A 25540-nucleotide genomic window follows, 5' to 3' on the forward strand; every position below is an offset into this window, starting at 1 on the left:
AAAGGAAAAAATGGTCATTCGCATTGCGCTCGCCCGTAAGCTCCTGGTCCGCCTCAACGCCAAAGCACGCGAGGCGCGTGCCGCTTACGCCAATGCAACTTGACAATCCAGATAGTCGCTCATCCCGAGGAGCACGCTTAGCGCGCGTCTCGAGGGATGGGCCACGGGCTCGATTGGGCCTCATGGTTCGAGACGGCGCTTCGCGCCTCCTCACCATGAGGGGAGAGAGTTCTCGCGTGCGCTAAACCAGCTTGAAGGCGATGTAGAAGCCGAGCACCAGCACGATCGCGCCGATTGCGACCCAGAAGCCCAGCCGCTTCTCCAATTCCTTGCGGATGAAGTCGCCGTAGCGGTTGAGCAGGACCGCGACAATGAAGAAGCGGCCGCCGCGCGCGACGATGGAGCACAGGATGAACAGCCAGATGTTATAGCCGGCGAAGCCCGAGGTGATGGTGACGAGCTTATAGGGGATCGGGGTCAGGCCCTTGAGCAGGATGATCACCGCGCCCCATTCGGCATAGGAGGCGCGGAAGGCGTCCACCTTGTCGCCGAGGCCGTAGATGGTGATCAGCCAATGGCCGACCGAGTCATAGAGCAGCGCGCCGATGGCGTAGCCGAGCACGCCGCCGGCGGCCGACGCGATCGTGCAGACGGTGGCGAACCACCAGGCGCGCCTCGGCTGCGCCAGCGACATCGGCAGCAGCATGATGTCGGGCGGAACCGGGAAGAATGAGCTCTCAGCGAAGGCGACGGCGGCCAAAATCCACAGCGCGTAGGGTTTGTCGGCGGCGTCGATGCACCAGTCGTAGATCCGTTTCAGCATGGGCGCGATCAACCATCATGGAGCGCATTTGTCCATGCCGGCAAAAGAGGATTGTTGGCGGGTCAGCGCCGCTTCCGCAGGCTGCTTTCGAGCGCCACAATTCGCCGCCGCACGACCGGCTCGGCCGACGGCTTGGCCAGTCTGGCTCCGGTCTTCGGCAGTTTTTCGGCGATTCCGAGTAAATGCTCGCGCCGTTCCATCTCTTTCCAGACATCCTCCGGCTTCACCCCGGCGGCTGCCCACAAAACAGTCAGGTTATAGAGAAGGTCGGCGCTCTCGCGCACCACGGCGTCGGTCTTGCCGCTGAGGGCGTCGATCACGACCTCGATCGCTTCCTCGGCCAGCTTCTTGGCCATTTTTGACGGCCCGCGCTGAAACAATCGGGCGGTGCGCGACGTCGCCGGATCGAGATGCCGGGCCGCGAGAACCGCCTGATAAAGCCGATCGAGCGAATCACTCATTCCTCAAGCCTAATTCAAACCTCTGGCCAGCGTGTTAACATGCTGGCCAATGGGCGAAAAAAATCCACCGGCCGCGCGGGCCGGTGGCCACATCTCGATCAAAATCGCGTTTACCAGCTCGCGAGCGGATGGCCGCGATAGTACGGCACGCCGCGGCCATAGCCGCCGCCGTAGTAATACGGGCCGCCGCCATAATAGGCCGGGCCACCGTAATAGACCGGGCCGCCACCATAGTAGCCGTAGGAATCATAGTAATCGCGGCGGTTCTGGGCCGCGGCGATCGCAAGCCCCGCGCCAACGATGCCGGCAAAGGCTGCGGCAGCGGCCGCGCCACCACCACCGCCGCGATAATATCGTCGGCGGGCGCTGATATCGGTGACGTCGCTGGTGCCGGTCTGCGCCGTGACCTCCTTGGCCTTCGGGGCCGAGCCCGCATAGGCCAGCGACGGCTCGACCGCCGTCAGCGCGACCGCCGCGACGGTAGCCAGTGCGGCTGCGCGGCCGATCGATGAAAACACACCTTTTCGCGCAAACATCTGAGTAGTCCTCCGTGGAAGCTCGGCCCGTCGGGCCACTCATAGCCAACCACGGGTGCGACCCTAAGTTCCCCAAACCAAACGCAGGCTGAACGATCCCTGGCGAAATCGTGGCAGTCATCAAGCATTCAGGTTAGAAGCGGCAGAATGGCACCGCTGAACGGGCGAAAACGCGCGTTCGGTGTCACGAAACAGACATACCCAGCGCGACAGATTGTCTCGCGTCTCCTGACGTTATCATGCGCGTAACCTCAACTTCCACCCGCCGCGATTTCCTGGGCCTTGCAATCGGCCTCGGCGCCAGCCTGTGCTCTCGCGCAAGCCGCGCACAGAGCGCAGGCGCCGCCAAGCAGCCGATCACGATCCAGCTTACGCTCGACCGCCCGATCGACGCGGCGGTGTCGCCCTTCGTGATGGCAGGCGTCGGCGGATCGTTCGGCGCGGAGGGGCTTGCGGTCACCACCAACATCGCGGGCGGATCGCAGGACGCGATCGGGCGCGTCAGCGCGGGGATGAGCGATTTCGCGCTGGTCGACATCAACACGCTGATCCGCGCGCGCGACCGGAATGGCGCCGCACCGGTCAAGGCGATCTTCGTGCTGTTCAACCACGCGCCCTACGCCATCATCGCGCGCAGGAGCCGCGGCATCCGTGCGCTCTCCGATATCGAGGGCAAGAATCTCGGCGTCGCCGAAGGCGATCTCTCGATCCGGCTGTGGCCCGCGGTCGCCAGGCAGAACGGCATCAAGCCGCAAAGCGTGAAGCAGAACAGCATCAGCGCCGCGGTCCGCGAGCCGATGCTGTCGGCGGGACAGGTCGACGCGGTCACCGGCTTCTCCTATCTGTCGGCGATCAACCTGCGCGATCGCGGCGTGCCGGCGGACGATCTCGCAGTGCTGCGCTTCGCCGACTACGGCTGCGAGGCCTATGGCGCCGCGCTGATCGTCAACCCGAACTTGGCAGCCGCCAAGCCCGAGGCCGTGAAGGGCTTTGTGCGGGCGGTGATCACGGGAACACATCTTGCGATCAAGGAACCCGCACGAGCGGTCACCGAAGTGGTGAGCCGCATGGATGCCGGCTCACGCGAACTGGAATCCGAGCGGCTGCGCGCCATCATCGGCGACAACATCCTCACCGCGGAAGTGAAGCAGCACGGCCTCGGCGGCATCGATACGGTCAGGTTCGAGCGGTCGATCGACCAGATCGCGGAGGATTTCAAATTCCAGAAGCGGCCGACCGCGGCGGATATTTTCGATGACGCATTCCTGCCGCCGGCCGACGCGCGCGTGGTGAATTGAGCAAGAGTAGCGCCGCGCCCGTCATTGCGAGGAGCGACAGCGACGAAGCAATCCACGCCTCCGCAAGCGGAGATATGGATTGCTTCGCTCCGCTCGCAATGACGTGGAGAAAACGGCGGGAAAGAGCATCGCGCTCTGGTTCTTGCCCGCGATCCCGGATTAGAATGGCGGCATGTCGCTGCTTCGTCTTTATGTTCGCGTGCTCGAATTGCTCGGCAAGGAGGCGCGGCTCGGCTGGATCCTGGCCGGCGCCAATCTCTTGCTCGCCTGCGCGCAATTCGCCGAGCCGGTGCTGTTCGGCAAGATCGTCGACGTGCTCTCGGGCAAGCCGGTCACCGGACTGATCGCGTCCACCTCGCCATGGCCGCTGCTCGCGGCCTGGGTCGCGTTCGGCCTGTTCACGATCGGGTGTAGCGCCATCGTGGCGCTGCATGCCGACCGGCTCGCGCATCGCCAGCGGCAGGCGGTTCTGACCGATTATTTCGAGCACATCCTGCAACTGCCATTGACCTTTCACACCGGCACCCATTCGGGACGGCTGATGAAAGTGATGCTGAACGGCACGGACGCGCTGTGGCGGCTCTGGCTCGGCTTCTTCCGCGAGCATTTTGCCGCGATCCTGTCGCTGGTCGTGCTGTTGCCGCTCTCGCTCTACATCAACTGGCGACTCGCGATCCTCCTGTTCGCGCTCTGCGTCGTCTTCACCGTGCTGACCACGCTGGTGGTACGCAAGACCTACGGCATGCAGAGCGAGGTCGAGGAGCACTACAGCGATCTCTCCGCGCGCGCCTCCGACGCGCTCGGCAATGTGGCGCTGGTGCAGAGCTTCGTCCGCATCGACTCCGAGGTGCAAGGCCTGCGCTTCGTCGCCGACAAGCTGCTCGCTGCGCAGATGCCTGTGCTGTCATGGTGGGCGCTGGTGACCGTGATCACCCGTGCCTCCACCACCATCACCGTGCTTGCGATCTTCACGGTCGGCATCGTGCTGAACCAGCAAGGACTGACCTCGGTCGGCGAGATCGTGATGTTCGTCTCCTTCGCGACCATGCTGATCCAGAAGCTCGAGCAGGTGGTGGGCTTCATCAACAACGTGTTCATGGAAGCGCCGCGCTTGAAGGAATTTTTCAACGTACTGGACGCGGTGCCGGCGGTGCGCGACCGTCCCGGCGCAATGGATGCAGGCCGGCTGTCGGGCCTCGTCGAATTCCACGACGTCTCCTTCTCCTATGATGGCAAGCGGCCGGCAGTGGAAGATCTGACCCTCACCGCGCTGCCCGGCCAGACCATCGCGCTGGTCGGCCCGACCGGTGCCGGCAAGTCGACCGCGATTGCGCTGCTGCACCGCGCCTTCGATCCGCAGTCGGGCATCATCAAGATCGACGGCATGGATATCCGCGCGCTGAAGCTGACCGCGCTGCGAAGGAACATCGGCGTGGTGTTCCAGGAGGCGCTGCTGTTCAACCGCTCGATCGCCGAGAACCTGCGCGTCGGCAAGCCTGACGCCACCGACGAGGAACTTCGCACGGCAGCGGCCCGGGCACAGGCGCTGGAATTCATCGAGCGCAGCGAGAAGGGATTCGACACCCATGCCGGCGAGCGCGGCCGCATGCTGTCAGGCGGCGAGCGGCAGCGCCTGTCGATCGCCCGCGCGCTGCTCAAGGACCCGCCGATCCTGATCCTGGACGAGGCCACCAGCGCGCTGGATGCCGTCACCGAGGCCAAGGTCAACGCCGCTCTCGATGAAGTGATGAAAGGCCGCACCACCTTCGTGATCGCGCATCGCCTCTCCACCATCCGCCACGCCACCCGCATCCTGATGTTCGACAACGGCAGGGTGATCGAAAGCGGAACTTTCGATGAACTCGTCGCAAAAGGCGGCCGTTTTGCCGATCTCGCGCGGGCCCAATTCATGGTCCAGGAGAACGCGCGAGCAAGCCTGCAGGCGGAATAGGCCGCGCTTCACCGGCCGCGGAATTGTCGAAATTCGGCCGATTTCGTCCACGATTAAATAACCCGGCCTCTGTTCTCCAAAAGCGGCCCGGTATAGGGTTTGCACCGCCGCAAAATTGGCCGGCGCCGGACACGCTTGAAACCGGAACGTCACATCTGAAAGCCCACCTTGGCCAAGGCGTTTGTTCAAGGCGGGTCTTCAATCAGGACCGGACCAGGATAGTGCACCTTCTTCGCCCGCTGCTTCGCCGATCGCTTCTCCTCTTCGTCGCCGCCGCGGCCCTCGCGCTTGCGCCGCGCGCGACCAAGGCGGAGGCGCTGCTGGTGGTGGAAGCCGATAGCGGAAAGGTGCTGCAGGCCGACAACGCGACCATGCCCTGGTATCCGGCATCGGTCACCAAGCTGATGACGGCCTATGTGTCGTTGAAGGCGGTGAAGGACGGCCGCGTCTCGCTCGACACGCTGCTCACGGTCTCGCCGACGGCGGCCTCGCAGTCGCCCTCGAAGATGGGTTTCCGTCCGGGCACGCAGGTCACCGTCGACAATGCGCTGAAGATGATGCTGGTGAAGTCGGCCAACGACATGGCGGTCGTGCTCGCCGAAGGCGTCGGCGGATCGATCGACGGCTTCTCCGCGATGATGAACGAGACCGCGCAGAAGCTCGGCATGACGCAGACGAGCTACGTCAATCCGAACGGGCTGCCGGCGGACGGCCAGATCACCTCCGCACGTGACCTTGCGATCCTCGCCCGCGCCATCATCCGCGATCTTCCCGAATACGAATATTTCGTGCACATCCCCTCGATCCGCTTCGGCCGCCGGACCACGCAGAACTTCAACCGCCTGATCGGCCGCTATCCCGGCGCCGACGGTTTCAAGACCGGCTTCATCTGCGCGTCCGGCTACAACCTCGTGGCGTCGGCGACGCGCGACGGCAAGCGGCTGATCGCGGTGGTGCTCGGCGCCTCGTCGGGTCGCATGCGCGCGGTGCGCGCGGCGCAACTGCTCGATCGCGGTTTTGCCAATAACAACCTGTCCTGGCTCCGCCCTTCGCTGGGCACAGTCGAGAGTCTGGCGCCGATCGACGCTACGCCGCCGAACCTGCGCGATGAGATGTGCGGCCCCAAGCGCAAGCGGCCCGCAAGTGATGAGGACGAGGACACCGTCGCCAGCAGCAGCACCAGCAGCAGCAGCGGCGAGACCGGCGCGACCTTCTTCGCCGCCCTGCCACCGCCGATCTTCAAGCCGGCCGACTTGCTGGCGCAGCCGGCGGAGCCGTCCGAGCCGGTCGTGGTCTATACCGGCCCGACCCGCACGGGTGCGGCGCTGATCGCCGCGGTCGCGGCGGACACCGAGAAGGACACGCCAAAGCCGCGCAAGAAGAAGACGCATGTCGCGGCCAAGAAGCCGGACGCGTCCGCCGACGGCAAGTCCGACGCCAAGCCGGCTGCAAAGCAGGCCAAGGCAGATACGAAGGCGGATACCAAGCAAGCCGCCAAGCCGGAAACCAAGCCGGCGGCGAAGCCTGCCGCCGTCCACCATGCCAATGCCAAGTCGGCGAATGCCAAGTCGGATGGCGCGGCGGCAAAGTCTTCGGAGAAGCCCGCGGCCACCGCGGGCGACAAACCGGCCGCCAAGCCGGCGAAGCCGAAGGCGGCGGCCAAGCCGAAGAACGACGGCAAGCCGGCCAGTTAACCGCGCCGCAACATCCCCCGATTTGCTGATGCGTCGAACGGGCGCGGACGGCTTGCCATCGGCCGCCGGCTAGCCCAATACTGCCAAAAAGAAGGCAGTCCGGGCCACGGTCCGGGGACGAGGAGAGGGGATTTCCATGGAGCGCATCTGGCTCAAGTACTACCCGGCCGGCGTGCCCGCCGACATCGACGTCACGCAATACTCATCGCTGGTTGAGCTGCTCGAGGAAAGCTTTGCGAAGTTCGCCGACCGCAAGGCCTTCATCTGCATGGACAAGGCGATCACCTATCGCGAGCTCGACGAGATGTCGACCGCGCTCGGCGCCTATCTGCAGAGCCTCGGCCTGCAAAAGCGCGCGCGCGTCGCGCTGATGATGCCGAACGTGCTGCAATATCCGATCTCGACCGCCGCCGTGCTGCGTGCCGGATACGCCGCCGTCAACGTCAACCCGCTCTACACCCCGCGCGAGCTCGAGCACCAGCTCAAGGATTCCGGCGCAGAAGCCATCATCGTTCTGGAGAATTTCGCGAATACCGTGCAGCAGGTGCTGGGCAAGACGTCGGTCAAGCACGTCATCGTCGGCAGCATGGGCGACCTGCTTGGCTTCAAGGGCGTGATCGTCAATCTGGTGGTGCGCCGGGTGAAGAAGATGGTGCCGCCGTTCTCGATCCCGCGCGCCGTCACATTCAACACTGCTGTCGCCGCAGGCCGGGGCATGAAGCTCAACCGGCCCAGGATCACGCCCGATGACGTCGCCTTCCTGCAATATACCGGCGGCACCACCGGCGTCTCCAAGGGAGCCACCCTGCTCCACCGGAACATCGTCGCCAACGTGCTGCAGAACGACGCCTGGCTGCAGCCGGCGATCAAGAAGCCGCCGCATGTCGACCAGCTCTTCATCGTCTGCGCGCTGCCGCTCTACCACATCTTCGCGCTGACCGCCTGCTATCTGCTGGCGGTGCGCGCCGGCGGCGTCAACCTCCTGATCCCGAACCCGCGCGATCTGCCCGGCTTCGTCAAGGAGCTCGCGAAATACCAGATCAACAGCTTTCCCGCCGTCAACACGCTCTACAACGGCTTGTTGAACACACCCGGCTTCGACAAGCTCGACTTCTCCAAGCTCAAGACCTCCTTCGGCGGCGGCATGGCCACGCAAAAGCCGGTGGCCGAGAAATGGCTGGCGGTGACCGGCTGCGCGCTGTCGGAAGGCTACGGCTTGTCCGAGACCTCGCCGACGCTGACCTGCAACCCCGCCGACACCGACAAGTTCTCCGGCTCGATCGGCCTGCCGGTGCCTTCGACTTATCTCTCGATCCGCGACGATGACGGCAATGAACTGCCGCTCGGACAGGCCGGCGAGATCTGCGCCAAGGGCCCGCAGGTGATGTCGGGCTACTGGAACCGGCCGGACGAGACCGCGCGGGTGATGACCGCGGACGGCTATTTCCGCACCGGCGACATCGGGGTGATGGACGAGAACGGCTACACCAAGATCGTCGACCGCAAGAAGGACATGATCCTGGTCTCCGGCTTCAACGTCTATCCGAACGAGATCGAGGAAGTGATCGCGAGCCATCCGGGCGTGCTCGAATGCGCCGTGATCGGTGTGTCCGACGCCAAGACCAGCGAGGCGGTCAAAGCCTTCATCGTCCGCAAGGACCCGAGCCTCACCGCCGAGGAGATCATCAAGTTCTGCGGCACCCAGCTCACCAACTACAAGGTGCCGAAGCAGATCGAGTTCAGGACCGAGCTGCCGAAGACCAATGTCGGAAAGATCCTGCGCCGCGAATTGCGCGACGAGAAGAAGCCGGCGGCTGCGGCCTGAATTCGCGCGCCAGCGGACGTTCGGACCATGATTGACGTTCGCGATGTCACGCCGGGCGAGATCCTGGCGTTCTGGCGCGCGGCCGGCCCCGATCGCTGGTACGCGGGCGACGATGCGTTCGATGCGGAAATACGCGACCGCTATCTCGAGCTCTGGCGGAAGGCGGCGGGCGGCGAGTTGTCGTCATGGGAGATGATCGACGACGGCGCGCTGGCGCTCGTCATCATGCTCGATCAGTTTCCCCGCAACATGTTCCGCGGCGACGCGCTGACCTATTCAAGCGACGCGCTGGCGCGGGAGGTGGCGCATCGGGCCATCGACCGCGGGGTGGATGCGCGGATCGACCCCGACCTGCTCGAATTCCTCTACATGCCCTTCATGCATTCGGAGCATCTGCCCGACCAGATCCGCTGCATCGAGCTGTTCCGGAACATCGGCAACACGGAGCAGCTCGAATATGCGGAGGGGCACGCCGATATCATCCGGCGGTTCGGCCGCTTTCCTCACCGCAACCGCATCCTGCGGCGCGCGACCACACCGGACGAGCAGGCCTTCCTGGACGAAGGCGGATTTTCTGGATGATGACGGAACGGTGAAGGCGCGCGGCCGTTGCGGTTTTGACGCTCGCGAATATTGTGCCCGCAAGCTGCACGGTCTACAAAACATCAGCTCATTCAGGGAGACTGGACGATGACGATCCAAGTTGGCGGCAAGCTGCCGGATGCCAAGTTTCGCGTGATGACCGAGGAAGGTCCGCAGGTGCGGACCACCGATGATGTCTTCAAGGGCAAGAAGGTGGCGCTGTTCGCAGTGCCCGGCGCCTACACCGGCACCTGCCACAAGATGCATCTGCCGAGCATCTTCCTCAACGCCTACGCCATCAAGGACAAGGGCGTCGACACCATCGCGATCGTCTCGGTCAACGATGCCTTCGTCATGAACGCCTGGAAGCGCGACACCGACCAGCGCGACGAGGCGCTGTTCCTCGCCGACGGCAACGCCGATTTCACCAAGGCGATCGGCATGGAGCTCGATGCCTCCGGCAACGGGCTCGGCATCCGCTCCAAGCGCTATTCGATGCTGGTCGAGGACGGCGTGGTGAAGAAGCTCAACCTCGAACCGGCCCCGGGCAAGGTCGAGGTCTCCGGCGGCGACACGCTGCTGGCACAGCTCTAAGCTTCCCCCCGTCATTGCGAGGAGCGTAGCGACGAAGCAATCCACGCCTCAGCAAGCGGCGAAATGGATTGCTTCGCTTCGCTCGCAATGACGGACGACGACGGAGAGGCCGTAGGGTGGGCAAAGCGAAGCGTGCCCACCGTTTTTTGCACCGAACGTAGATGGTGGGCACGCTGCGCTTTGCCCACCCTACCAACTACGAACCGCCGACTTTTTCCTTCAGCCGCGCCATGGCGACGCCGTCGCGGGCGAGCTGGTCGGCGCGCTCGTTTTCGGCGTGGCCGGCGTGGCCCTTGATCCAGTGCCAGCGCACCTCGTGCGGCTTCAGCGCGGCATCGAGCCGCTGCCATAGCTCGACATTCTTCACCGGCTTCTTGTCGGCAGTACGCCAGCCGTTCTTCTTCCAGCCGAAGATCCAGGCGGTGATGCCCTGGCGGACATATTGGCTGTCGGTGGTGAGATCGACCACGCAGGGCTTCTTCAGCGCCTCCAGCGCCGAAATCGCCGCCATCAATTCCATGCGGTTGTTGGTGGTATGGGCCTCGCCGCCCTTCAATTCCTTCTCGACGTCGCCGAATTTCAGGATCGCGCCCCAGCCGCCCGGGCCGGGATTGCCCGAGCAGGCGCCATCGGTGAAAACAGTCACATGCGGCTTTTCGCTCACGCCACGCACCCCGCCTGCGTCACGCCGTAGTCGCTGAGCGTCTTCACGCTCTGCTGGAAGCGCAGCTTGCGCACATATTCCAGCGGGTCCTTGGGCTTCACCAGCGCACCTGGCGGCACGTTGAGGAAATCGACCAAACGCGTCAGCAGGAAGCGCAGCGCGGCGCCGCGCGCGAGCAGCGGCAGCGCCGCCTGCTCTCCTTCCGACAACGGCCGCGCCCGGCCATATGCATTGAGGAGCGCGCGCGCTTTCGTCGCGTTGAAGGAATGGTCCGGCTCGAAGCACCAGGCATTGAGGCAGATCGCCACGTCATAAGCCAGGATGTCGTTGCAGGAGAACGGGAAGTCGATCAGCCCCGACAGTTTGTCGCCGAGGAAGAACACGTTGTCCGGAAACAGATCGGCATGGATGACGCCGACCGGCAGATCGGTAGGCCAATTCGCCTCGAGATAGCCAAGCTCGCGCTCGATAAAATCGCGCAGGCCCGCCTGCACGCTGTCGGCGCGCGCGCCGGCAAGATCGAACAGCGGACGCCAGCCGGCAACCGAGAGCGGATTCGGCCGGAACATTGGGAAATCCAGCCCGGCAAGATGCATCTTCGCCAACGCCTCGCCAACGGCACCGCAATGTCCGACATTCGGCCGCCGCGGCCACATGCCTTCGAGGAAATTGATGACCGCCGCCGGCCGCCCCGCAAGCCGGCTAAAGACCTCGCCCTTGCGGTTTCGCGCCGGCTGCGGGCAGCTCACGCCGCGCTCGGCGAGATGCGCCATCAGCGACAGGAAATACGGAAGGTCATCCTCCGCCACGCGCTTCTCGTAGAGCGTCAGGATGAACGAGCCGCAGTTCGTGTGCAGCAGGAAGTTCGAGTTCTCGACGCCCTCGGCGATCCCCTTGTAGGAGAGGAGATCGCCGATGTCGTAACCTCTAAGGAATTCCGCTAGCTCTTCGGCGGCGACGTCGGTGTAGACCGCCATAAACGACTACTCGGCGGCGGCTTCAGGACGCAGCGAGCGCGGCAGCGGGAAGAACTCGTTTTCTTCCGCGGCCGAGACGGTCTCGACATGCAATTCAAAGCGCTCGGCGAACGCGTCCATGATCTCTTCGACGATCACTTCCGGCGCGGAGGCGCCGGCCGTGATGCCGAGGCTGCTGATGCCCTCAAAGCGATCCCAGTCGATGTCGCTGGCACGCTGCGCCAGCACCGCGATCGGGCAGCCCTCGCGCTCGGCGACCTCGCGCAGGCGCTGCGAGTTGGAGGAGTTCGGCGCGCCGACCACGATCAGCGCATCGACCACCGGAGCCACCTTCTTCACCGCGAGCTGGCGGTTGGTGGTGGCATAGCAGATGTCTTCCTTGTGCGGCCCGTTGACGTTCGGGAAGCGCTCCTTGAGCAGCGCGACGATCTCGGCGGTATCGTCGATCGACAGCGTGGTCTGGGTCACAAAGGCGAGGTTGTTGGGGTCCTTCGGGGTGAAGGTCTTGGCGTCCTCGGCGGTCTCGATCAGGGTCACGGCGCCCGCAGGCAACTGGCCGAGCGTGCCGACCACCTCCGGGTGGTGGGAATGCCCGATCAGGAGGATCTCGCGGCCACGCTTGAAATGGATCGCGGCTTCCCGGTGCACCTTGGTGACCAGCGGACAGGTGGCGTCCAGCGAGAACAAATGGCGTGCCTGCGCATCCGCCGGAACCGACTTTGGAACCCCATGAGCGGAAAAAACCACCGGTGCGGTGGTATTCGCGGGGATTTCCGCCAGTTCCTCGACGAAAATCGCGCCCTTCTTCTTCAGGCCGTCCACGACATATTTATTGTGGACGATCTCGTGCCGGACATAAACCGGGGCGCCGTAGATCGTCAGCGCCCGTTCCACGGTGTCGATGGCCCGGACCACCCCGGCACAAAAGCCGCGTGGCGAACAAAGCACGATTCTCAGGTCTGGTTTGGCTGGCATGGAGCGATCTCGCGACCGAATCACCCCTTGCCGGCGGGCAGGGAACGGTCAGTTGGGTAAGGACTTTAGCCCGACTTGGGCTGGGTTTCGGACGGTGTCAAGGCACTCTAGCAGAACCATTGCGCCACCGGTACCCGAAGGATTATATAGGGCTTAATTCCCGTCATCGCTGATGACCCCCGGTTTCGCCTCCAAAGAGGTGGGCGAAGCACAAAGGAGATTTGCCATGAGCAACGCACCTCTGATGCCCAAGGCGACCGCCGTCTGGCTACTCGATAATACCGCGCTGACCTTCGACCAGGTCGCCGATTTCACCAAGATGCACCCGTTGGAGGTCCGCGCCATCGCGGACGGCGACGCCGCCCAGGGCATCAAGGGCATGGACCCGATCTCGACCGGCCAATTGAGCCGCGACGAGATCGAAAAGGGCGAAAGGGACCCCAACTATCGCCTCAGGCTCGGCGAGAGCAAGGTGGTGCTGCCGGCCGCCGCCAAGCGCAAGGGCCCGCGCTATACGCCGGTGTCGCGCCGCCATGAGCGGCCGAGCGCGATCCTGTGGCTGGTCCGCAACCATCCCGAACTGAAGGACGCCCAGATCATGCGGCTGGTCGGAACCACCAAGACGACGATCGCCAGCGTCCGCGACCGCACCCACTGGAATACCTCGACGCTGACCCCGATGGACCCGGTGACGCTCGGCCTGTGCTCGCAGATCGAGCTCGACTTCGAGGTGCAGCGCGCCGCCAAGGAGAAGCCCGCCACCGCCACCTATGGTGGCGCCACGCTGCTGCCGGCCTCCGAGACCACGCGGAAGGAGCCGGAGTTCGAGCCCGCCGAGAGAAAGGGCGACGACCTCAACGTCGACGCCGTGTTCGCCAAGCTGAAGACGATCGGCGGCAAGAAAGAAGAGCAGGAAGAATAAGGCTGCCTCGCATTCGGTACGAGGCATGCGAAACGCGGCGGATCAACCCGCCGCGTTTTTGTTGGAGTGATGCAGCAGCCGCGACCCGGTGGCGGGTGATGACGGCGGATGGCCGCCCTCACGCCTTCTTCAAGAACTCCGTGCGCAGGACCAGGCCCTTGACCTTGTCGGTGCGGCCCTCGATTTCGTCCTCGTTATCGGTGAGGTGGATGTTCTTGATCACCGTGCCGCGCTTCAAGACCGTGGACGAGCCTTTCAGCTTCAGGTCCTTGATCAGCGTGACGCTGTCGCCTTCGGCGAGCGGCGCGCCGTTTGAATCCCTAACCTTGATGTCCATGTGATGCTTTCCGCGGCGCGCGCTGAGATGGGAATGATCTCATCTCTTAATTTGAGCATGATCTCCGCGCAAACGCTTCGCGTTTGTCGCGAGGGAAAACCGGTTTCCACTTTTCCGGATCATGCTCTAGCGCAATTCGATCTGGTCCGTCATCTCATGCTGGCTCAGCACCAAGGCGGCCAGCGGCGCCGGGGCCCGGCTCCCGGCGCCGCCGTCCCCCGCGGCGTCAGAACTTGTAGACGACGCCGCCGCCCACCAGCCACGGATCGATATTGGCGCGCCCGGTGACTGGAATCGCGTTGTTGACGGTTGCCGAGTAATCCGGCCGCAGCCACAGCTTCTTGACGTCGACGTTGAGGCCCCAGTGGCGGTCGAGCATGTAGTCGAAGCCGAACTGAACCGCGGCGCCGACCTGGTTGCTGATGTGCAGATCCGTCACCGCAAGGCCGCCGACCGGCGTGTTGGCCGCGGACTGGTTGAAGAACACGGTGTAGTTGATGCCGGCACCGATATACGGCTTGAACGCGCCAAGCCCGGTGAAGTGATATTGCAGGGTCAGCGTCGGCGGCAACAGCCAGGCCTTACCGATGTCGAGCCCGTTGAGCGCCCCGGTACCGCTGATGTGATGCCTGGTCGCGCCAAGGATGAGTTCGGCGGCTAAATTCTCGGTGAAGAAATAGGTGATGTCGAGCTCCGGGATGACCTGATCGCTAATCGAGAGCCCCGAATTCGGTGACGACAGGCCCGGAACGCCAAAGACGTTAACCGAGCTGCCGCCCGCATCCGGCAACACGCCGAGCGCGCGCAGACGGATCATCCAGGGGTTGAAGGTCTCCACCGGCGGCGGTGCCTTCGCCTTGTAGACCGGCGTCGCCGCCAGATCCGCAGCCTGCGCCGACATGGCAGCCCCACCGAACGCCGCCGCAAGCACGAGCGACGCCGTCAAAATTGTTCTTGTCCTCATCAAATTCCCCATCGCCAAGTCTTCCCATCGCCAAGTCCGCGCGGAAAGTCGCGCGTTGCCTCTCTCAGACCAGAAGCGGGACGGTGAAGGATTTGATGCGGATCAAATCAGACGAGACATGGCGTGATTAAGCCACACCGTTGCAAAAGTATCACGACAAACGCCGATGCGATCCAGCCGTAGCGGTAACGCGCTGCCACTTCGCTTGAAAACGCTCTGGCAAAGCACTATCCGAGCGCGATTTCTTCCGTCACCTCGTGCTTGAGCCCGACGGCGTCGATCGTCAGCGTCATTTTTGCCGTCAGCTTCTCGTTGCCCTTGAGGCGGCCGGCTTCGATGGCGTCGCGTACGGCCTTTTCGATCTCGCGCTGGGAGGTGATGCCGACGCGCTTCAGGAATCGGCGCAGGCTTTCGTTGAAGACGTCCTCGTTCATGACGTTCCTCCTCTGCTTATGGCCTCACCGGATTGTTGAGCATGTATTCGCCGAGATTGCGCTGACGACGGTCGGCGCGCGCTTCGGCGTGCTGCCGCTGGACGTCGCGGTCCTTGCGGCAGGCGACATATTCGGGCGAGCCCTGCTGGACATTGTTGGCGCGGCAGAAGGCGTCGTCATCGCCTGCGGCGTCGGCCAGCGGCGCCGATCTCCGCTCGAGGCAGCCGACGAGCAGTGGCGCGACTAGGAACAGCGCGATATGGGCTCGGGCGAAGTAACGTCGCATACGTGGTTTCCCTCTTTCGTCATTGCCGTGCGCCCGTCCCCGACCTGATCGGGCATGACCCGGCAATCCATCGAAAAGATGGCGGCTTCTCTGATCTTGATGGATGCCCGGGTCAAGCCCGGGCATGACGATCCAACCGTCACACCCTTCCCTTCAGCACGTCGCCGATCTCGTCGAGCACCTTGGGGTCCTCGATCGTGGCCGGCATGGTCCAGCTTTCGCCATCGGCGATCTTCTTGATGGTGCCGCGGAGGATCTTTCCGGAGCGCGTCTTCGGCAGGCGGCCGACCGTGATCGCGAGCCTGAAGGCGGCGACCGGGCCGAGCTTTTCGCGCACCAATGCCACGATCTCCTTCTCGATCTCGGCGGGCGGGCGGCTGACGCCGGCCTTCAGCACCAGGAAACCGCAGGGCACTTCGCCCTTGATCGCATCCTTGACGCCGAGCACGGCGCATTCGGCGACATCGGGATGCGAGGCCAGGATCTCCTCCATGCCGCCGGTGGAGAGCCGGTGACCGGCAACATTGATGATGTCGTCGGTGCGCCCCATCACCCAAACATAGCCGTCCTCATCCTTGTAGCCGGCGTCCGACGTTTTGTAATAGCCGGGGAATTCGGAGAGGTAAGATTCCTTGAAGCGCTCATCCTGCTGCCACAGCGTCGGCAGGCAGGCGGGCGGCATCGGCAGCTTGATCACGATCGAGCCCATGGTGCCCGCGGGCATCGGCCTTGCGGCTTCATCGACCACATCGACCTGATAGCCCGGCATCGGCACCGTCGGCGAGCCATGCTTGACCGGCAGCATGCCGAGCCCCACCGGATTGCCGGCAATGCACCAGCCGGTCTCGGTCTGCCACCAATGGTCGACCACCGGTACCTTCAATTGTGCCTCCGCCCATTCCACCGTCGGCGGATCGGCGCGCTCGCCGGCGAGGAAGAGCGTGCGGAAATTTGCCAGATCGTACTGCCGGATGAACTTGCCTTCCGGATCCTCCTTGCGGATGGCGCGGAAGGCAGTCGGCGCGGTGAAGAACGCAACCGCCTTGTGCTCGGAGATCACCCGCCAGAACGCGCCGGCATCGGGCGTGCCGATCGGCTTGCCTTCATACATGATCGAGGTCGCGCCATGGAACAGCGGGCCGTAAACGATGTAGCTGTGGCCGACCACCCAGCCGATGTCGGAACCGCACCACCAAACCTCGCCGGGCTTGACGCCATAGAGGTTGAACATCGACCATTTGAGCGCGACCAGATGCCCGCCATTGTCGCGCACGACGCCCTTCGGGATTCCCGTCGTGCCCGAGGTGTAGAGGATGTAGAGCGGGTCGGTCGCGAGCACCGGGACGCAAGGCGCGGCCTTGCCGGCGTCGAGTGCGGCGCGGCGCAGACTGGCCCAGTCGTGATCGCGGCTCGCGGTGAGCTCGCAACCATGCTGCGGGCGCTGCAGGATGATGCAGGCTTCCGGCTTGGCGCTGGCGAGCTTGATCGCCTCGTCGAGCAGCGGCTTGTACTGCACGATGCGGCCGGGCTCGATGCCGCAGCTCGCCGAAAAGATCAGCTTCGGCTTGGCATCGTCGATGCGGCTGGCCAATTCCTTTGCGGCAAAACCGCCGAACACCACGCTGTGCACCGCGCCGATCCGCGCGCAGGCCAGCATCGCCACCACCGCTTCCGGCACCATCGGCATATAGAGGATGACGCGATCGCCCTTGGTCACGCCGAAATCCTGCATGACCGCGGCGAGCGCCTGCACTTCCTTCAGAAGCTCGGCATAGGTGAATTTCGTGATGCTGCCGGTGAGTGGGGAATCGTGGATCAGTGCGACCTGGTCGGCGCGGCCGCCGAGCACGTGGCGATCGAGCGCGTTGTAGCAGGTGTTGACGACGGCGCCGGTGAACCAGCGCCCATAGACGCCAAGCGAGGGATCGAAAATCGTCTTGGCCGGCTCGATCCAATCGATCTCCCGCGCCGCCTCGCTCCAGAAACCATCGGGATCAGCCAGCGAGCGGGCATGGACCTCTTGATAGCGGCTGTTTTGAATGTTCATTGCGTTCCTCCCGGCGGTCGCCGGCCATGACGAGGCGGGCGATTGTCGTTTCACTGTTGCCGCCATTGTCACGGGAAGCGGCGCGGATTCAAGCCGAAAGCGCAGGACCAGTGGCCGCAACTAGTACCCGTCGGCCCCGTTCAGCCTTTGCAGCCGCTGCTTCATCGCCTTCTGCAGGTCGTAGCCGTGACGGCCGAACTGGGCATTGCGGCGTGAGATGAATTCATCCTGCTCGCGCTGCAGGGCGCGGGCGGCACGTGGGGTCTCGGCCTCGCGGACCGCCCTGGCATTCGCCGCAAAGATCTCGCGGTCGAGGTCGGCGAGATCAGGGTTGGCGCAGATGACCTTCTCCACCGCGCGTCGCGCCTTGGCACAATTGAAACTCGGCTTGCCCGCAACGGCCATCAGCGCGCCGAGGCGCTCCAATTCGAGCGCCAACGACTTGTAGTTGGCGCGCGCCGCGGCGTGATCCGGATTCAGCTTGATCGCCGCGCCGAAATCAGCGAGCGCCTTGGGCCGGTCGCCCTTCTTGCGCCAAAGCTCGCCGCGCGCATTGAAGCTATCGGCGAGCGTCGGATCGAGCCTCAGCACTGCATCGTAATCGGAGATCGCGCGGTCGACCATGTCCTTCCGGGCATAGACCTCACCACGCGCGATCAGCGCCTTGACGCGATCGGGTTTGGCGGTGTTTTCGTTGTCGATCAGCGCCGTGCAGAGATCGACGGCCTTATCGTTATCGTCAGCGCCGGCAGCAGTGAGGCATGGCGCGGGATCGGCCTGCACATCCTTGAGCGGCTCTACGCTGGTTGCAAATGCATGCTGCGCAAGCGCCATGCAAAGGCCCGACGCGACGAGAGCGCGTCGGATGAAGAGCCAGGATTGCATCGATTGGTCCGGTAGGAATTCTTGATCTCGAGCCAATGGTAGCAAACGACGCGTACCCCGCACCAGCGGGAGATTTGTCGCGATTTTTGCGCTTGCTCATGGGCTCGCAAACTCATGCTAGATTAGCCAATGACTGCCAACAGGAATTTGACGCGTGTCAACCTTCGAATGGACCATCGTCCTGCTGCTCGTCGCCATTCCGCTGTCGGCGGTGGCGCGCCGGATCAACGTGCCCTATCCGACCTTCCTTGCGATCGGCGGCGTGCTCCTGACCTTCCTGCCGTCGGGGCCATCCTGGACATTGGAACCCGGCCTCGCGCTGGCGCTGTTCGTGGCACCTGTGCTGCTCGATGCCGCATTCGATACGTCGCTCCGCGACCTCCGCAACAACTGGTTGCCGGTGTCGATGCTGGTGCTCGCTGCGGTCGGCACCACGACCGCCGCCGTCGCGCTGGTGGCGCATTGGCTGAGGCCGGACATGCCATGGGCCGCGGCGATCGCATTGGGCGCCATCGTCGCTCCGCCGGACGCAGCGGCCGCGGTCGCGATCCTGCGCCAGGTCAAGCTGCCCTATCGGCTGCTGAAGATCCTCGAGGGCGAAAGCCTGCTCAATGATGCCAGCGCGCTGCTGATCTATCGCGTCGCCGTTGGCACTGTGGCGGTCGAACACCTGAAGCTGCGCGAATTTGCGCCGTCGCTCGTGCTGGCGGTGATCGGCAGCCTGATCGCCGGCTATCTCTTCGCCCGGCTTTCGATGCTGCTGACGCGCCGAATCGCTTACGCGCCGAGCGCGATCATCACCCAGTTCGGCGGCACGTTCATGGCGTGGATCATCGCCGAGCGGATCGGCCTGTCCGGCATCCTCACCATCGTCGTCTTCGCCATCACCATGGCGCGTACTGCACCGGCGCGGACGCCGGCGCGGCTACGCGTGCCGTCCTACGCGGTGTGGGAGACCGTGGTGTTCGTGCTCAACGTCCTCGCCTTCATGCTGATCGGCATGCAGCTCAAGCCGATCTGGGCCGGGCTCGACGAGGTCGTGCGCGTGGAATATTGCATCTTTGCCGCAAGCGTGCTGGCGGCCGTCGTCCTCGCGCGCATCGGCTGGGTGATGAGCTATGGCGCCGTCGTCAGGCGGCTGGTGGCGTGGGGGCTGTTTCATCCCCACCGCGCCGCGCCGCCGCCGACGGTCAAGGGCGGCATCGTCGTTTCCTGGTGCGGCATGCGCGGCATCGTCACGCTGGCGGCCGCTTTTGCATTGCCGGAAGATTTTCCGTATCGCGACCTGATCCTGCTGACCGCCTTTTCTGTGGTATTTGGAACGCTGGTGATCCAGGGCTTGACCCTGCGGCCTTTGATCCTGGCGCTGCGTCTGAAGGACGACGACCCGGTGACGGCCGAGGCAGCGCGCGCCCGCGCCATCGCCTTTCGCGCCGCGCTGGAAGAGATCGACAGCGATCCCTCCGAGGAAGCCGAAATCCTCAGGCTGGAGTACCGCGCGCTCCTGATGCGCGCCGAGACCGATCCAAGCGGCGGCGTCACCTCGAGCGAGCTTCCCGCCGATCCCTTAAGGCGCCGCGCGATCAGCGCCGCCCGGCAATCGCTCTTGACGCTGCGTGAATCCGAGGAGATCGGCGATGATGCGTTTCACCTGATCGAGGAAGAACTCGACCGCGCCGAATTGAGCGCGCAGGCGTAACGGGAATTTGTAGGGTGGGCAAAGCGAAGCGTGCCTACCATCCACGTTCGGTGCAAGAAAGGTGGGCACGCTTCGCTTTGCCCACCCTACGGCACCACGCGCTAACTCACCTTCAGCGTCACGCCGCCGTCGACGACGAGCTCGATGCCGGTGACATATTTCGATTCATCCGAGGCCAGGAACAGCGCGGCGTTGGCGACGTCCCAGGCGTCGCCCATGTGGCCCATCGGCACCTGCGCGTCGCGAGCGCGCCACATCTCGTCCACATCGCCGGCAGCATAGCTGGCGGCGAGGCCGCGGAATGCGCCACCATCGGCGTCTTCATCAGACCGGGCAGGATCGCATTCACGCGCACATGGTCGCGCGCGAACTGCACCGCGGTGGTGCGCGTCATCTGGTTCATCGCCGCCTTGGTGGTGGCGTAGGTGACGTAGGAGATGCCGAGATGGCGGATCGAGGCGATCGAGGAGATGTTGATGATCGAGCCGCCGCCTTGCTTCTGCATCACGGGGATCACGTGCTTCATGGCAAGATAGGCGCTCTTGAGGTTGACGGCGAACACGCGGTCCCATTCCGCCTCGCTCACCTCGACGACGCTGCCCATCTCGGCGATGCCGACATTGTTGTCGAGCACATCGATGCGGCCGTATGTCTTGAGGCATGCCGCGACCATCGCCTCGACGTCGGCCGCACGCGAGACATCCGCGGTGAACGCGGTCGCCTTGCCGCCCTCGCCGGTGATGATGGCGGCCGTCTCTTCCGCGGCAGCCGCGTTACGGTCGACACAGAACACGCTGGCACCCTCGCGGGCAAAGGTGACGGCGGTCGCCTTGCCATTGCCCCAGCCCGGCCCGATCGAGCCGGCGCCGACCACCATCGCGATTTTGCCCTTGAGCCGATCCATTGGTTTCTCCCTTGCTATTCGTGTTGTAGCCCGGATGAAGCGAAGCGTAATCCGGGGCCTGGCGCTCCCAAATCACAGCTTCGCTTTATCCGGGCTAAGGATTACAGGCCGGCGCGCCAGGCGCCGACCAAGAATGCGGCAGCCGCCAACCTGGAATTCATGAGTATTCCCCTTGCCGGGAAATTGGCCGGACGCGCGCCCGCGGTCAACCCAATCCGGCTGATGTGCCCGATGCATACGCCGCATGTATCATCCGAAAGTCGCAGGCGCGATGCCCCTTGCAACGCTTCCCCCAAACCAGCATGAATGCGCCGCCCAAGACCCGGCCATCCAGCCGGGCTACAGAGAGCGTACCGGGGGAAGCATGACCACAGAAGGCCGACCGTCAGGCAAATCGTCGCCCAATGACGACGTCGTCGCCATCTCCGAGGAGGCGCTGCAAAAAGCGGAAACCTTCGTTGAGGCTGAGGAAGGCGCGACCAACCGCCTGATGGGCTGGGCGGGACGCATTTCGACCACGATCGCGGTGGTCATGAGCCTGTTCCACCTCTATGCCGCCTACGCGATCGTTCCGACCCAGGAACTTCGCTATACCCATGTCGCCTTCACGCTGGTGCTGAGCTTCCTGCTGTTTCCGCTGGCTACCCGGTTTCGCAACCGCGTACGCTGGTGGGACATCGTGCCGGGCATCGTTGCGGTCGCAACCATCGTCTATGCGCTGTGGGGCGGCGAGGATTTCACCGACCGCGCCACCACGCCCGACCACCTGGATGTCATCGTCGGCATTGTCTTCATCGTGCTGCTACTCGAGGCGACGCGGCGCACGACCGGACCCATCATGCCCGTGGTGTCGCTGTTCTTCATCGCCTATGCGATGCTCGGTCCGCACCTGCCGGCACCGTGGACCCACCGTGGCTATGATTTGTCCCGCCTGGTCGGCCATCTCTTCATTACCCTGGAAGGCATTTTCGGCGTCGCGGTCGATGTGTCAGCCACGCTGATCATCCTGTTCACCATCTACGGCGCATTCCTGCAGCAATCCGGCGCCGGGAAATTCTTCATCGACTTCTCGCTGGCGCTGATGGGCGGCAAGCCGAACAGCGCAGGACGGACGGTCGTGCTGTCGTCGTTCCTGCTCGGCGGCCCCTCGGGTTCCGGCGTCGCCACCACCGTGATGATCGGCACCGTGGCCTATCCGATGCTGGCCAAAGCAGGCTTTGAGAAAAACGCCGCCGGCGGATTGCTGGCGGCCGGCGGCCTCGGCGCGATCCTGTCGCCGCCGGTGCTGGGCGCGGCCGCCTTCCTGATCGCCGAATTTCTCAAGATCAGCTATCTCGACGTGATCTGGATGGCGACCATCCCGACCTGCCTTTACTACATGTCGCTGCTGTTCATGGTCGAACTGGACGCCCGCAAATTCGGTGCCAAGGACGTCAACTTCAAGCCGGAGATGACGCTCGGCCAGATGACCAAGCGCTACGGCTTTCACTTCGTCTCATTGGCCGCCGTGGTCGTGTTCATGATCATCGGCTATTCGCCGTCACTGTCGGTGTTCTACGCCGTCGTGGTCACCTTCGCGTTGAGCTTCCTGCGGAAGGAAACGGCGCTGGTACCCTCGAAGCTGGTGAAGGCGCTGGCCGACGGCTCGATCGGCGCGCTCAATGCCGCGACCACCTGTGCATGCGCCGGCATCGTCGTCGGCATCGTGACGCTGACGGGTCTCGGCCTGAAATTCTCGTCGATCGTGATCAGCTATGCCGGCGGCAGTCTCCTGCTGACCGCGATCTATACCTCGCTGATCGTCTGGATCATCGGCCTCGCAGTGCCGGTGACCGCCTCCTACATCATCTGCGCCGTTATCGCAGCGCCGGCACTGATCAAGCTCGGCGTACCCGATTACGCCGCGCACATGTTCATCTTCTACTACGCCGTACTGTCGGAGGTGTCGCCGCCAACAGCGCTCTCGCCGTTCGCGGCTGCCGCCATCACCGGCGGCGATCCCTACCGCACGACGCTGCAATCGTGGAAATACACGCTGCCCGCCTTCCTAGTGCCGTTCGTGTTCGTGCTTGATCCACAGGGCGTCGGTCTCCTGCTGGCGATTCCCAAAGGCGGCTCGTGGGTCGATATCCTCGAAATCACGATCAAGGCGACCATCGGGCTACTCGCGCTTGCCGCGTTTGCCCAGAACTGGGCACTGCGACAAACTACGCCGATCGAACGCGGCCTGCTTCTGCTATCCGGATTGCTCTTGGTGTTTCCGAGTCTGATCGAGGCGATCGTCGAATGGATGATCGGCCGCGATATCAGCTACACCTACGTGCCGGGCCTGATCATTGGCCTCGGCGTGCTGCTGTGGCAGGCGAGAACACCGACGCCGAAGGAACCGGCGCTCACGATTTAATCAGGGAGTGATAGGATGAAGAAACTGAAAAAGACCGCGGCGATACTGGCTGTGACGATCTCGGCCGGTCTCGCCTTTGCCGGCATCGTCCATGCGCAGCAGAAGATCATGTCGATCGGCACCGGCGGCACCGGTGGCGTGTACTATCCGCTCGGCGGCGCGGTCGCCAACGTGCTCTCGAAGAACCTTCCGAACGTGCAAGCCACCGCCGAGGTCACCGGCGGCTCGGTCGACAATCTCAAGCTGATCGGCACCGGGCAGAGCGAAATGGGCTTCACCATGGCCGACGCCGCGCTCGACGCGCTGCAGGGCCAGGACAAGTTCAAGAACAGCAAGGTGCCGCTGCAGGCCCTCCTCGTCGTCTATCCGAACCGCATGCATGTGGTGACCGTCGAAGGGACCGGCATCCAGTCCATGGCGGATCTCAAGGGCAAGCGCGTTTCGACGGGTTCGCCCGGCAGCGCCACCGAAGTGATGGCATTCCGTGTCATCGAAGCCGCCGGCCTCGACAAGGACAAGGACATGAAGCGCGAGCGGCTCGGCGTTGCCGAATCCGTCAACGCCATCAAGGACCGCAAGATCGATGCCTTCTTCTGGGTCGGCGGCATTCCGACCGCGGCGGTGACCGATCTGGCGGCGACCCCCGGCATCAAGATGAAACTGATCGACCATGGCGACCTGGCCGAGAAGATGAACGCCAAATACGGCAAGCTCTATTCGCCAAGCACGATCAAGGCGGGCGCGTATCCGGGCTATGACAAGGACAACTCCATCACGGAGGTCTGGAATCTCATTGTCACCGGCGACAAGATGAGCAACGACGATGCCTATACGATCGTCAAGACGCTGGTGGAAAAGAAGGCCGATATCGTCGCCGTGCACAAGGAAGCCGAAAGCTTCTCGCTCGACAACCAGCGGCAGGATCGCTCCCCGATCCCGTTCCATCCCGGCGCGCTGAAGTATTTCAAGGAAAAGGGCATCGGCGGCTAGCTTTTTTGACGCGTTTTCTGCGCAGATAAGTCTACGCAATCTGCGTAAACTTGATTGCTATGCGAACCGGCATCCACTTCGCTCGAAAACGCTATAACGCGCCCCAACCAGAATTCCTGACCACCCGCCGAGCGGCGCCATCGTGCGCCGCTCGGTTTTCCGGCGCCTACCCTTCCGCATCGCTCAAGGACTTTCAAATGCCCTCTTCGACCGTCGCTTCGTCAAATCTCAGCCGCCGCTCTCTGCTGCGTGGCACCGCCGCGCTTGCCGGCACATCGCTGCTGCCGCACCTGGCGCGCGCCGCCGAATGGCCGACGCGGCCGGTCAAGCTCCTGGTGCCGTTTGCCGCCGGCGGAACCACCGACATCCTGGCCCGCGTGGTCGCGGCCAAGGTCTCGGAGGAGTTCGGCCAGCAGTTCATCGTCGAGAACAAGACCGGCGCGGGCGGCAACATCGCGGCCGACGCCGTCGCCAAGGCCGATCCTGACGGCTACACCTTCCTCGTGGGCACGCCGGGCACGCATGCGATCAATCCGTTCGTGTTCGGGAACATGCCGTTCGATCCGCTGAAGGATATCGCGCCGGTCATCATCATCGCGCGGGTGCCCAATCTCTGCTCGGTCACCAATTCGCTGCCGGTGAAGTCGGTCGCCGAACTGATCGACTACGCCAAGTCGAAGCGCGGCGAATTGTTCTACGGCACGCCCGGGCTCGGCAGCACCGCCCATGTCTCGACCGAGCTGTTCCGCTCGATGACGGGCGTCGAGATCACGCATGTGCCGTACAAGGGCAGCGCACCGGCATTGACCGACCTGATCGCCGGCCGCGTGCATCTGATGATCGACAACCTCCCCGCCGCGCAGCCCTTCGCCGAAGCCGGACAGATCCGTCCGCTTGCGGTATCTACTTCCAAGCGCTGGCCGCTATTGCCTGACCTTCCGACAATCGCGGAAGCGGGCGTGCCCGGCTACGAGGCCGCTTCCTGGTTTACGATCGCGGCTCCTGCGAAGACGCCGAAGGAGATCATCGACCGCCTCAATGCGAGCGTCGCCAAATTCCTCAAGACCGAGGACGGGATTGCGCGTCTGCGCAAGCTCGGCGCCGAACCCGTCGGCGGCTCAGCCGAAGACATGCAGGCTTACGTGCTGGCGGAGACCGAGAAATGGGGCAAGGTCGCCAAATTCGCGGGCATCAAGCCGGAGTGACGATAGCGACGCCGAGCGGATATGAGACGCCCGATGTGCCCCCGGCCGGGAAATGGACCGGACGGGGCGCGTCGGCCAACCCA

23 protein-coding genes and 2 pseudogenes are annotated in these 25540 nt (G+C 64.0%); 12 read left to right on the forward strand and 13 right to left on the reverse strand.

Going from position 1 to position 25540, the window contains the following annotated elements; genetic code table 11:
* Positions 1 to 103 (forward strand): annotated as a pseudogene (locus ACZYOF_RS23875) (IS110 family transposase); the annotation flags it as partial.
* 138 nt (positions 104 to 241) lie between these two features.
* Here the strand turns inward: ACZYOF_RS23875 and ACZYOF_RS23880 are convergent.
* The 3 genes from ACZYOF_RS23880 to ACZYOF_RS23890 form a co-directional block, all read right to left on the reverse strand.
* Entirely contained in the window at positions 242 to 823 is a 582-nt protein-coding gene (locus tag ACZYOF_RS23880) for a YqaA family protein (RefSeq protein ID WP_463717316.1), read from the reverse strand.
* 62 nt (positions 824 to 885) lie between these two features.
* Positions 886 to 1284, reverse strand: coding sequence for a phosphoribosyl-ATP diphosphatase (gene hisE, locus ACZYOF_RS23885; protein ID WP_130577461.1), 399 nt, complete (start codon positions 1282 to 1284; stop codon positions 886 to 888).
* A gap of 110 nt (positions 1285 to 1394) precedes the next feature.
* On the reverse strand, positions 1395 to 1820 hold the full coding sequence (locus ACZYOF_RS23890; RefSeq protein WP_463717317.1) for a hypothetical protein: 426 nt from the start codon (positions 1818 to 1820) through the stop codon (positions 1395 to 1397).
* Positions 1821 to 2059: 239 nt separating this feature from the next.
* Between ACZYOF_RS23890 and ACZYOF_RS23895 the strand changes: the two genes are divergently transcribed.
* From ACZYOF_RS23895 to ACZYOF_RS23920, 6 genes are all read left to right on the forward strand, one after another.
* Entirely contained in the window at positions 2060 to 3118 is a 1059-nt protein-coding gene (locus ACZYOF_RS23895) for an ABC transporter substrate-binding protein (RefSeq protein ID WP_463717318.1), read from the forward strand.
* A 172-nt stretch (positions 3119 to 3290) separates the two neighbouring features.
* Complete coding sequence (locus ACZYOF_RS23900; protein WP_463717319.1) at positions 3291 to 5069, forward strand: glucan ABC transporter ATP-binding protein/ permease; 1779 nt, start codon at positions 3291 to 3293, stop codon at positions 5067 to 5069.
* 221 nt (positions 5070 to 5290) lie between these two features.
* Entirely contained in the window at positions 5291 to 6763 is a 1473-nt protein-coding gene (locus ACZYOF_RS23905) for a D-alanyl-D-alanine carboxypeptidase family protein (RefSeq protein ID WP_463717320.1), read from the forward strand.
* 136 nt (positions 6764 to 6899) lie between these two features.
* Positions 6900 to 8588: a long-chain-fatty-acid--CoA ligase gene (locus ACZYOF_RS23910; RefSeq protein ID WP_463717321.1), complete on the forward strand. Its 1689-nt coding sequence runs from the start codon at positions 6900 to 6902 to the stop codon at positions 8586 to 8588.
* A gap of 27 nt (positions 8589 to 8615) precedes the next feature.
* A complete protein-coding gene (locus ACZYOF_RS23915) occupies positions 8616 to 9170 on the forward strand; it encodes a DUF924 family protein (RefSeq protein WP_282526619.1) in 555 nt (184 codons plus the stop codon).
* A gap of 108 nt (positions 9171 to 9278) precedes the next feature.
* On the forward strand, positions 9279 to 9764 hold the full coding sequence (locus ACZYOF_RS23920; protein ID WP_028168672.1) for a peroxiredoxin: 486 nt from the start codon (positions 9279 to 9281) through the stop codon (positions 9762 to 9764).
* Between the two features lie 196 nt (positions 9765 to 9960).
* On the opposite strand, the gene rnhA is transcribed toward ACZYOF_RS23920, so the two are convergent.
* The 3 genes from rnhA to ispH are packed head-to-tail and all read right to left on the reverse strand — an operon-like array spanning position 9961 to position 12380.
* Positions 9961 to 10428 carry a ribonuclease HI gene (gene rnhA / locus ACZYOF_RS23925; protein WP_463717322.1) on the reverse strand — a complete coding sequence of 156 codons (468 nt, stop codon included), beginning with the start codon at positions 10426 to 10428 and terminating at the stop codon, positions 9961 to 9963.
* Complete coding sequence (locus ACZYOF_RS23930) at positions 10425 to 11405, reverse strand: homoserine kinase (protein WP_463717323.1); 981 nt, start codon at positions 11403 to 11405, stop codon at positions 10425 to 10427. The genes rnhA and ACZYOF_RS23930 overlap by 4 nt, the downstream gene beginning before the upstream one ends.
* Positions 11406 to 11411: 6 nt before the next feature.
* A complete protein-coding gene (gene ispH, locus ACZYOF_RS23935; protein WP_282526617.1) occupies positions 11412 to 12380 on the reverse strand; it encodes a 4-hydroxy-3-methylbut-2-enyl diphosphate reductase in 969 nt (322 codons plus the stop codon).
* Positions 12381 to 12606: 226 nt separating this feature from the next.
* Here ispH and ACZYOF_RS23940 point away from each other — a divergent pair, with 226 nt between their 5' ends.
* Positions 12607 to 13302 carry a DUF1013 domain-containing protein gene (locus ACZYOF_RS23940; RefSeq protein ID WP_165420997.1) on the forward strand — a complete coding sequence of 232 codons (696 nt, stop codon included), beginning with the start codon at positions 12607 to 12609 and terminating at the stop codon, positions 13300 to 13302.
* A 118-nt stretch (positions 13303 to 13420) separates the two neighbouring features.
* On the opposite strand, the gene ACZYOF_RS23945 is transcribed toward ACZYOF_RS23940, so the two are convergent.
* From ACZYOF_RS23945 to ACZYOF_RS23970, 6 genes are all read right to left on the reverse strand, one after another.
* Positions 13421 to 13639, reverse strand: a complete 219-nt coding sequence (locus ACZYOF_RS23945; RefSeq protein WP_130577450.1) for an alkylphosphonate utilization protein — start codon at positions 13637 to 13639, stop codon at positions 13421 to 13423.
* Between the two features lie 226 nt (positions 13640 to 13865).
* Positions 13866 to 14603, reverse strand: a complete 738-nt coding sequence (locus ACZYOF_RS23950; protein ID WP_394568900.1) for an OmpW/AlkL family protein — start codon at positions 14601 to 14603, stop codon at positions 13866 to 13868.
* Between the two features lie 227 nt (positions 14604 to 14830).
* Complete coding sequence (locus ACZYOF_RS23955) at positions 14831 to 15037, reverse strand: DUF6494 family protein (protein WP_130577446.1); 207 nt, start codon at positions 15035 to 15037, stop codon at positions 14831 to 14833.
* Positions 15038 to 15053: 16 nt separating this feature from the next.
* A complete protein-coding gene (locus tag ACZYOF_RS23960) occupies positions 15054 to 15323 on the reverse strand; it encodes a hypothetical protein (protein WP_463717324.1) in 270 nt (89 codons plus the stop codon).
* A 139-nt stretch (positions 15324 to 15462) separates the two neighbouring features.
* Positions 15463 to 17370, reverse strand: a complete 1908-nt coding sequence (locus ACZYOF_RS23965) for a propionyl-CoA synthetase (protein WP_463717325.1) — start codon at positions 17368 to 17370, stop codon at positions 15463 to 15465.
* Between the two features lie 120 nt (positions 17371 to 17490).
* On the reverse strand, positions 17491 to 18255 hold the full coding sequence (locus ACZYOF_RS23970; protein ID WP_463717326.1) for a tetratricopeptide repeat protein: 765 nt from the start codon (positions 18253 to 18255) through the stop codon (positions 17491 to 17493).
* A gap of 154 nt (positions 18256 to 18409) precedes the next feature.
* On the opposite strand from ACZYOF_RS23970, the gene ACZYOF_RS23975 reads away from it, so the two are divergent.
* Positions 18410 to 19954 carry a cation:proton antiporter gene (locus tag ACZYOF_RS23975; RefSeq protein ID WP_463717327.1) on the forward strand — a complete coding sequence of 515 codons (1545 nt, stop codon included), beginning with the start codon at positions 18410 to 18412 and terminating at the stop codon, positions 19952 to 19954.
* A gap of 101 nt (positions 19955 to 20055) precedes the next feature.
* Here ACZYOF_RS23975 and ACZYOF_RS23980 read toward each other — a convergent pair.
* Positions 20056 to 20858: pseudogene (locus ACZYOF_RS23980) on the reverse strand (SDR family NAD(P)-dependent oxidoreductase).
* 364 nt (positions 20859 to 21222) lie between these two features.
* Between ACZYOF_RS23980 and ACZYOF_RS23985 the strand changes: the two are divergent.
* From ACZYOF_RS23985 to ACZYOF_RS23995, 3 genes are all read left to right on the forward strand, one after another.
* Positions 21223 to 23262, forward strand: coding sequence for a TRAP transporter permease (locus tag ACZYOF_RS23985; RefSeq protein WP_282526611.1), 2040 nt, complete (start codon positions 21223 to 21225; stop codon positions 23260 to 23262).
* Positions 23263 to 23277: 15 nt separating this feature from the next.
* Positions 23278 to 24252, forward strand: a complete 975-nt coding sequence (locus ACZYOF_RS23990) for a TAXI family TRAP transporter solute-binding subunit (protein WP_463717328.1) — start codon at positions 23278 to 23280, stop codon at positions 24250 to 24252.
* Positions 24253 to 24449: 197 nt separating this feature from the next.
* Entirely contained in the window at positions 24450 to 25457 is a 1008-nt protein-coding gene (locus ACZYOF_RS23995; protein WP_282526610.1) for a Bug family tripartite tricarboxylate transporter substrate binding protein, read from the forward strand.
* Positions 25458 to 25540: the final 83 nt, after the last annotated feature.

The organism is Bradyrhizobium sp. LeoA1Lang (assembly GCF_055413685.1).